Genomic DNA, 7,974 nt, shown 5'->3' on the forward strand with positions numbered 1-7,974 from the left:
ATATCGTCGAACACGAAGTCCTGGTCGAGCGACGCCGCAAGCTCGTCGTCAAGCGCGTTGCGGGCCGCGGCTTCGAAAGCCGGCTCTTTCGGTTGCGCGACGGCTTTGCTCTCCTCCGCGCCGAACTCGCCCATCAGTTCCTTCTCGAGGTCGATGTCGAAATCGCCCTCCGCGGCAGGCTGATTGGCGGGCGCAGCCTTCTGGACAGGCGCCTGCGGCTTTACCGGCTGGCGCGGGTCGAAACCCATGATCCTGGTCAGTTCCGCAAACGGATCGTCGTCAGCGATGTCGTTGCGATCGGCTACTTTCAGCTGGGTTCTGTCTGCCATTATTGTTCCCGAACTCGCACACAGTCGGACGCCATGGACGTCGCGCAGGGTTGGCCCTTACCAGCGCAATGTGGGCAAAAGGTGACAGGTTTTTTAGTCAAACCTAACGCATCTCGGTGGGCGCATCCGCCCCTATCAGCGTCAGGCCGGACGTCAAAACGTCCGAAACAGCCTGCACCAGCCCTAGTCTGGCATACGTCAATTGTCGGTCGTTAACCTTAACAAAACGTAAGTCGGGATTATCGGTCCCCCGGTTCCAGTGTCCATGGAAGCTGGAAGCCAGATCGTAGAGGTAGAATGCCAGCCTGTGCGGCTCCAATGCAAGAGCCGCGGACTCAATCAGCCTGGGATATTCAGCCAGCTTCCGGATCAGGCCGATTTCGCCCTCGTCCGAGAGCGAAGCCACCGAAGCCGTCAGCCGGTTGCGATCGAAATTAGCCTCGCCCAACTGCTCGCTCGCCTGCCGGAACACCGAGTGGCAGCGCGCCGAGGCGTACTGCACGTAGAACACCGGATTATCCTTCGATTGCTCGGTCACCTTGGCGAAATCGAAGTCGAGCGGCGCGTCGTTCTTGCGGTAAAGCATCATAAAGCGGATCGGATCGCGACCGACCTCTTCGACCACCTCGCGCAGTGTGACGAAATCGCCGGAGCGCTTGGACATGCGGACCGGCTCGCCGTCGCGGAACAACTTCACCAGTTGGCAAAGCAGCACTGTGAGCTTCACCTCGTCGCCGGCGATGGCCCGGGCGAGCGCCTCCAGCCGCTTGACGTATCCGCCATGGTCGGCGCCCAGCACATAGATCAGGTCGACGAAGCCGCGCTCCACCTTGTCCTTGAGGTAGGCGACATCGGCGGCGAAATAGGTGAAGGAACCGTCCGACTTGACCAGCGCCCGGTCCATGTCGTCGCCGACGGCCGTCGAGCGGAACAGGGTCTGCTCGCGGTCTTCCCAGTCGTCCGGCTTCTCGCCCTTGGGCGGCGGCAGCTTGCCCTTGTAGATATGACCCTTCAGCGTCAGGTCGGCGATCGCCGCCCTGATCTTCTTGGCATGGTCGGCGTGCAGCGTGCGCTCGGAGAAGAACACGTCGTGATGCACGTTGAGCAGCGCCAGGTCCTCACGGATCATCGCCATCATTGCGTCGATAGTGCGATCCTTGACGATGGCCAGCGCCTCGTCCTCCGGCATCTGCAGCAGTTTGCCGCCGAACTCCTGCGCCAGCGCCTGGCCGACCGGCACGAGATAGTCGCCCGGATAGAGGCCGGGCGGGATCTCGCCGATCGTCTCGCCGAGCGCCTCGCGATAGCGCAGCAGGGCCGAGCGGCCGAGCACGTCGATCTGCGAGCCAGCGTCGTTGATGACATATTCCTTGGTCACATCGTAGCCGGCGAAGGCCATCAGATTGGCGAGCGTGTCGCCCACCACCGCGCCCCGGCAATGGCCGACATGCATGGGCCCGGTCGGATTGGCCGAGACATATTCGACATTGGCCTTGCGGCCGCCGCCGATGGTCGAGCGGCCATAGTTGCGACCTTCGCCGAGGAGCGCCGCCAGATGCGCCTGCCAGAACCCATCCTGCAGCCTGAGATTGACGAAGCCCGGACCGGCGACGTCGGCCGCCGCGACGTCGGCGTCGCCACGCAGCGCCTCGGCCAGCCTTTCGGCCAACGCGCGCGGGTTCTGCCCGGTCGGCTTGGCCAGCACCATCGCGGCGTTGGTGGCGAGATCGCCATGGCTGGCGTCGCGCGGCGGCTCGACGGCGATGCGCGACAAGTCGAGCAACGCGCCATCCTTGTCTCTCAGATCAAGCGCTTCGACGGCTTTTATGACTCGCGCGTTGAAATCGGCGAATATGTTCATTGGGTCTGGCTCTGGCGGCTGTGCAAGGGAATCCGGCTCGTTGGCCGGCAAAATCGCGTCCGCCCTAGCTCAAATCGGGCGTGTGGTCAAACAAGCGCCGATGTTCCTTCAGCGCATAGGTGTCGGTCATGCCTGCCAGGAAATCCGCCACGGCGCGCGCCTTGATGCGGTCCTGCGCTCTATCGAGTCCTTCGCGCCAGCCGTCCGGCATGGCGCGCGGGTCGGCGAAATAGAAGTCGAACAGGTCGCGCACGATCCGTTCGGCATCGGCCCGCACCCGCATGACCTCGCTGTGCCGGTAAAGGTGCTTGTAGAGAAAGGCTTTCAACTCCTTCTCGGTCGCGGCCATGCCGGCCGAGAAGGTCACCATCGTCTCGCCCGCCGCCCGCACCGCGTCGGCGCTCTCGGGCTTTAGCCGCCCGAGGTTGGCGTGGGTGGAGGCAATCACGTCCTCGACCATCATGGTGATCTGCCGCCGCATCAGCTCGTGGCCGGTGCGCACCGGATCGAGCGCCGGGTAGCGCGCTCGTACGCTCGCCAGGATCGAGCCCGGCAAGGTGACGTCCTCCAGCATGTCGAGCGTCAGGAAGCCCGACCGCAGACCGTCGTCGATGTCATGGGTGTTGTAGGCGATGTCGTCGGCGATCGCCGCGCATTGCGCCTCGATGCCGGCGAATCGGTCGAGCTCGAGATCGTGCAATTGCGAATAGTCACGGATCGCCTGCGGCACCGGGCCCTTCAGCCCCTGCCCTTTGGCATTCGTCAATGGCCCGTTGTGCTTGACCAGCCCCTCCAGCGTCTCCCAGGTGAGGTTCAGACCGTCGAACTCGGCATAGCGCCGCTCCAGCCGCGTCACCACGCGCAGCGACTGCGCATTGTGGTCGAAGCCGCCCCAGGCGGCCATCTTCTCGTTCAACGCCTCCTCGCCGGTATGGCCGAACGGCGTATGGCCAAAATCATGCACCAGCGCCACCGCCTCCGCCAGATCCTCGTCGCCGCGCAGCGCCCGCGCCAGCGCGCGTGCGATCTGCGCCACTTCGATCGAATGCGTCAGCCTCGTGCGATAGTGGTCGCCCTCATGCGCGACGAACACCTGCGTCTTGTGCTTCAGGCGGCGGAAGGCGGTCGAATGGATGATGCGGTCGCGATCGCGCTGGAACGGCGTGCGGGTCGGGCTTTCGGCCTCCTCGAACAGGCGGCCGCGCGAGCGCGCGGGATCGCTGGCATAGGCGGCGCGCGGCCGGTAGCCGAACCCTATGTCCCCGAGAGCATCCTTGCCCTGCCGCACGTCCATTCACCCACCAGTTGACTTGGCCCCGCCCGCTTCATACCTATCATATGAAACCGAAAGCAAGGTGACGCCGATGGGCGCGGATGCCAAGACTGCCATGAAGGTCGAGATGACCGACGCCGCCGCCAAGCGGATCGCCAGGATCGTTTCCGGCGAGCCGGGCAAGACGGCGCTGCGCGTCTCGGTCGAAGGCGGCGGCTGCTCCGGCTTTTCCTACAAGTTCGACCTCGTCGACACGCGCAACGACGACGACGTCGCCATCGAGAAGGACGGCGCCACCGTGCTGATCGATGACCTGTCGCTGGTCTATATGGGCGGCTCGGTGATCGACTTCGTCGACGACCTGATGGGCCAGTCGTTCCAGATTAGGAACCCCAATGCCGTCGCCTCCTGCGGCTGCGGCACGAGCTTCAGCATTTGAAGACATGACGCCGCTTCTCGACGGCAATGAAGACCCGAGGACGGTCTTAGTCGCCCGCGAGATAGAAGCGATTTCCGATGTCGATATTGTTGGTTGGGCCGGTCTTCACGTTGCATCGCCAAGCTACGCCGACGATGATGACTACATCGAGCTGGTGCGGTGCAATCCGAGAAACGCATTGGGTCTGGGGAAAACTCATGGCCACCTGAAGTCGCTGGTCGCGCGGCGGTTTCCTGATTTCGACGACAGTTCCGTGGAAGCCGGTGAGATGGCGCGGAAGCTGTTCTTGCGCCGCATTCGCCGCTACCTGCAAGGTGAGATCCGGCCCTTCCAAATTTGCCTTATGGTCTCCCCTATCGAGCAGAAATACGACTCCCCGCACTGGCTCGGTGGGCTCTTCGACGCCTGCGACTGGATGGACGAGCGGACAACGCTCGAGCAAGCATTGCACCTCAGGGACGCGATCGAGCAGATACTATCGGACAATGGCGAACACCAACCCTACGGGGTGGTTGAATGAGCGGCGTCGGCGCGGTCCGTCAGGTCGCGCTCTCGGCCGGCCGCGATCTCGACATCACGCTCGCCTTCTGGCGTGACGTGCTCGGCATGGGCGTGCATGCGCGCTACGATCCGCCGGGCATCGCCTTCATCATGGCCGGCGACGTGCGCCTGTTCTTCACCGATGGCGTGCCGGCGGGCATCGTCTATCTCGACATTACCGGCCTCGAAGCCTTCCATGCGCAGGCGAAGGCCGCGGGCATTCCCTTCACCGCGCCGCCGGCACTCGTCCATCGCGACACCGAGGGCCAGTTCGGTCCGGCGGGGGAAAGCGAGTGGATGGCCTTCCTAAAGGACCCGGCAGGCAATACGATCGGCCTCGTCGAACGCCTCCCGTCCGAAGATCCCAAGGGCAATCCATGAAAATCGTCACCTGGAACATCAACGGCGTGCGCGCCCGCATCGGCAACCTCACCCACTGGCTGACCGAAAGCGCGCCCGACATCGTCTGCCTGCAGGAGATCAAATCGGTCGACGAACAGTTCCCGCGCGCCGAGGTCGAGGCGCTCGGCTACAATGTCGAGACCCATGGCCAGAAGGGCTTCAACGGCGTCGCCCTCCTGTCGAAGCTGCGCTTCGACGAAGTTATCAAGGGCCTGCCCGGCGATGACGAGGACGAGCAGGCGCGCTTCATCGAGGGCGTGTTCTCGACCGACAGGGGCGCGCTGCGTGTCGCCTCGCTCTATCTGCCGAACGGCAATCCGATCGACGACGAGAAGAAGTTCTCCTACAAGCTGTCCTGGATGGCGCGGCTGGAGAGGTGGGCGCAGGAGCGGCTGCGGCTCGAGGAGGCGCTGGTGCTGGCCGGCGACTACAATGTCATCCCCGAAGCCGCCGACGCCCGGTTCCCGGACAACTGGCTGGGCGACGCGCTGTTCCAGCCGCAGACGCGGCAGGCCTTCCGTCGGCTGAAGAACCTCGGCTTCACCGAAGCAGTGCGCGCCGTCACCGATTCGTCCGATGTCTACACGTTCTGGGACTATCAGGCCGGCGCCTGGCAGAAGAACAACGGCATCCGCATCGACCACCTGCTTTTGTCGCCCGAAGCCGCCAACCGTTTTTCCTCGGCCTCGGTCGAAAAGCATGTCCGCGCCTGGGAGAAGCCATCCGACCACGTGCCGGTGGCGATCGAACTGGCGCTGCAGCCCGCCTGACGGCTACTCACGCAAATCTCCGCAAAACCCTGATATCGCCACAAATTGCGCGTTTGATGCGACTTGCTGCGGGGGTTCGATGGCGATCCGGTTTGTTCTTTGCTCGGCTGGTCTTGTGTTGGCGTTGATCGCGCCGGCACCGGTGCTTGCCGCCCAGGCATGCCTTGCCAACGGCAAATCGTTCAAGATTGGTGAGACCGCCTGCCTGACGATTGCCGGCGAAAGCCACCTCGCCCGCTGCGACATGGTTCTCAACAACACCTCGTGGACCAAGATCCATGACGACTGCCGGGGCACGACCCCGCCGGTCATGACCACGCCGATCTCGACGCCTGCGCCAAGCATGGTGCCGACGGAACCGACCGAGAACTGATTTACCTGGGGTGACTGGGCAGCGGCGCGGCTTACTGGTCGCCGCCGCCCTTCGTCAGGATGTCGTCGGCCAGGGAGATGGCCGTGCGGCGGTCGGCTTCGCCGGCGGCGGCGAAGGCCTCTTCCTGCATGCTGCGGATCCACGGCTGGTCGGCCGGTGCGGCACGCTCGAGTGCGGCCGTCATCATCGCCAGGCCGCGCACCACCTTGCCGCTCTGGAACAGGAGGTTGCCGAGCGTCGCCTGCGCGCCGGCATGGCCCTTCTCGGCCGCCAGTTGGAGCCAGCGCCCGGCCTGCTTGACGCTTGCCTTGACGCCGCCCTCGCCCTTCAGGAACATCTGCCCGATCTCGAATTGGGCGTTCGGATTGCGGTAGTTGGCGGCCGCGCGCATGTAGTATTCCTGCGCCGCGACCTCGTTCTCCGTGACGGGGCTGCCGGGTATGCCCTTGCGCAGATAGTCGCCGAGCGCCACCAGCGCGTCGGAGACATAGCTCTCCTCCGGCGAACCCGGCTCGACATCCTGGTCGACGATCTCCGAGAAGAACTTGAAGGCCGCATAGTCGTCGCGTGCCACGCCGTCGCCTTCGGCATACATGCGCGCAAGCTTCCAGGTGGCGCCAATCTGGCCGTTCTCGGCGGCGTATTTATAAGCCTCGACCGCCTGGTCCTTGTGGCCGTTCTTGTAGGCGGAAAAGCCGAACTGGAACACCGCCCACGGGCTGGACTGCGGCTTCACGCCGGTCTTGTCGTCGAATACCTTGTCGTCGAAGGCCATGGCTTGGCCCACGGCGCCCAAGGTCGCCACAGCGACCAGTGCCGAAAAGACAGACGACCTCAACACCTCAGATATCCGCATAGCAATGTGTTTCTTTCGCACCGCCCGGGTGGGTCACCGCGCCGTCGCGGGCCGATCCGACCGTCTGCGCATATTTCCAGATCGCGCCCGACTGATAGTCGGTCTTGCGCGCCTTCCACGTCTTCTTCCTCGCCGCCAGCTCGGCGTCGGACAGCGCCACCTCGATCGTGCCGTTGACCGCATCGATCGAGATCACGTCACCGTCCCTGATGAGCCCGATCGGACCGCCGATAGCCGCCTCCGGCCCGACATGGCCGATGCAGAAGCCGCGCGTCGCGCCCGAGAACCGTCCGTCGGTGATCAGCGCCACCTTGCCGCCCATGCCCTGACCGTAGAGAGCCGCCGTCGTCGACAGCATTTCCCGCATGCCCGGACCGCCGCGCGGACCCTCGTAGCGGATGACGAGAACCTCGCCTTCCTTGTAGTTGCGCTGCGTGACCGCTTCGAAGCACTCCTCTTCCGAATCGAAGCAACGCGCCGGACCCGAGAATTTCAGTTCCGACATGCCCGCGACCTTCACGATCGCGCCTTCGGGGGCAAGGTTGCCCTTCAGGCCCACGACACCGCCTGTCTTGGTGATTGGCCGGTTGGCGGGGCGGACCACATCCTGGCTGTCATTCCAGGCAACATGCTGCATGTTTTCGGCCAAAGTACGGCCGGTCACGGTCATGCAATCGCCATGCAGGTAACCATGGTCGAGCAGTGTCTTCATCAACAGCGGAATGCCGCCGGCCTCGAACATGTCCTTGGCGACATATTTGCCGCCGGGCTTGAGGTCGGCGATGTAAGGCGTCTTCTCGAAGATCGCGGCGACGTCGAAGAGGTCGAACTTGATCCCGGCCTCATGCGCGATCGCCGGCAGGTGCAGCGCGGCATTGGTCGAGCCGCCGGTGGCGGACACGACCGTCGCGGCGTTCTCCAGCGACTTCAGCGTGATGATGTCGCGTGGCCGGATGTTCTTCGCGATCAGTTCCATAACCTTTTCGCCGGAGGCGTAGTTGAAGCGGTCGCGCATCTCGTAGGGTGCCGGCGCGCCGCAGGAATAGGGCAGCGCCAGGCCGATCGCCTCGGCGACGGTGGCCATCGTGTTGGCGGTGAACTGGGCGCCGCACGAGCCGGCCGACGGACAGG

General features: G+C 64.3%; 10 protein-coding genes. 5 read left to right on the forward strand and 5 right to left on the reverse strand.

All coding sequences use genetic code 11. The annotated features are described in order from the left end of the window. The 3 genes from EN745_RS24595 to EN745_RS24605 all read right to left on the reverse strand — a co-directional run. Positions 1 to 329, reverse strand: a 329-nt coding sequence (locus EN745_RS24595) for a hypothetical protein (protein WP_145992121.1), incomplete at its 3' end; no start/stop codon positions are given. A 103-nt stretch (positions 330 to 432) separates the two neighbouring features. Beyond that, positions 433 to 2,190 carry an arginine--tRNA ligase gene (argS, locus tag EN745_RS24600; RefSeq protein WP_126054196.1) on the reverse strand — a complete coding sequence of 586 codons (1,758 nt, stop codon included), beginning with the start codon at positions 2,188 to 2,190 and terminating at the stop codon, positions 433 to 435. A gap of 64 nt (positions 2,191 to 2,254) precedes the next feature. Further along, positions 2,255 to 3,484: a deoxyguanosinetriphosphate triphosphohydrolase gene (locus EN745_RS24605; RefSeq protein WP_127422474.1), complete on the reverse strand. Its 1,230-nt coding sequence runs from the start codon at positions 3,482 to 3,484 to the stop codon at positions 2,255 to 2,257. Positions 3,485 to 3,554: 70 nt separating this feature from the next. Between EN745_RS24605 and erpA the strand changes: the two genes are divergently transcribed. From erpA to EN745_RS24630, 5 genes are all read left to right on the forward strand, one after another. Then, complete coding sequence (gene erpA / locus EN745_RS24610) at positions 3,555 to 3,902, forward strand: iron-sulfur cluster insertion protein ErpA (RefSeq protein WP_127422475.1); 348 nt, start codon at positions 3,555 to 3,557, stop codon at positions 3,900 to 3,902. A gap of 4 nt (positions 3,903 to 3,906) precedes the next feature. Beyond that, a complete protein-coding gene (locus tag EN745_RS24615; RefSeq protein WP_127422476.1) occupies positions 3,907 to 4,422 on the forward strand; it encodes a hypothetical protein in 516 nt (171 codons plus the stop codon). Further along, positions 4,419 to 4,823: a VOC family protein gene (locus EN745_RS24620; protein ID WP_127422477.1), complete on the forward strand. Its 405-nt coding sequence runs from the start codon at positions 4,419 to 4,421 to the stop codon at positions 4,821 to 4,823. The genes EN745_RS24615 and EN745_RS24620 overlap by 4 nt, the downstream gene beginning before the upstream one ends. Beyond that, positions 4,820 to 5,614, forward strand: a complete 795-nt coding sequence (xth, locus tag EN745_RS24625) for an exodeoxyribonuclease III (RefSeq protein WP_126054192.1) — start codon at positions 4,820 to 4,822, stop codon at positions 5,612 to 5,614. Before EN745_RS24620 ends, xth begins: the two co-directional genes overlap by 4 nt. 79 nt (positions 5,615 to 5,693) lie before the next feature. Continuing rightward, positions 5,694 to 5,987 (forward strand): hypothetical protein, encoded by a 294-nt coding sequence (locus EN745_RS24630; RefSeq protein ID WP_126054191.1) that lies wholly within the window; start codon positions 5,694 to 5,696, stop codon positions 5,985 to 5,987. A gap of 31 nt (positions 5,988 to 6,018) precedes the next feature. Here the strand turns inward: EN745_RS24630 and EN745_RS24635 are convergent, their stop codons facing one another. Then, on the reverse strand, positions 6,019 to 6,843 hold the full coding sequence (locus EN745_RS24635; RefSeq protein WP_126054190.1) for a tetratricopeptide repeat protein: 825 nt from the start codon (positions 6,841 to 6,843) through the stop codon (positions 6,019 to 6,021). Continuing rightward, positions 6,830 to 7,974, reverse strand: a 1,145-nt coding sequence (locus EN745_RS24640; RefSeq protein ID WP_189363151.1) for a dihydroxy-acid dehydratase, incomplete at its 5' end; no start/stop codon positions are given. The genes EN745_RS24635 and EN745_RS24640, both read right to left, overlap by 14 nt.

The sequence above is a fragment of the Mesorhizobium sp. M4A.F.Ca.ET.022.05.2.1 genome, assembly GCF_003998845.1.
GTDB lineage: Bacteria > Pseudomonadota > Alphaproteobacteria > Rhizobiales > Rhizobiaceae > Mesorhizobium.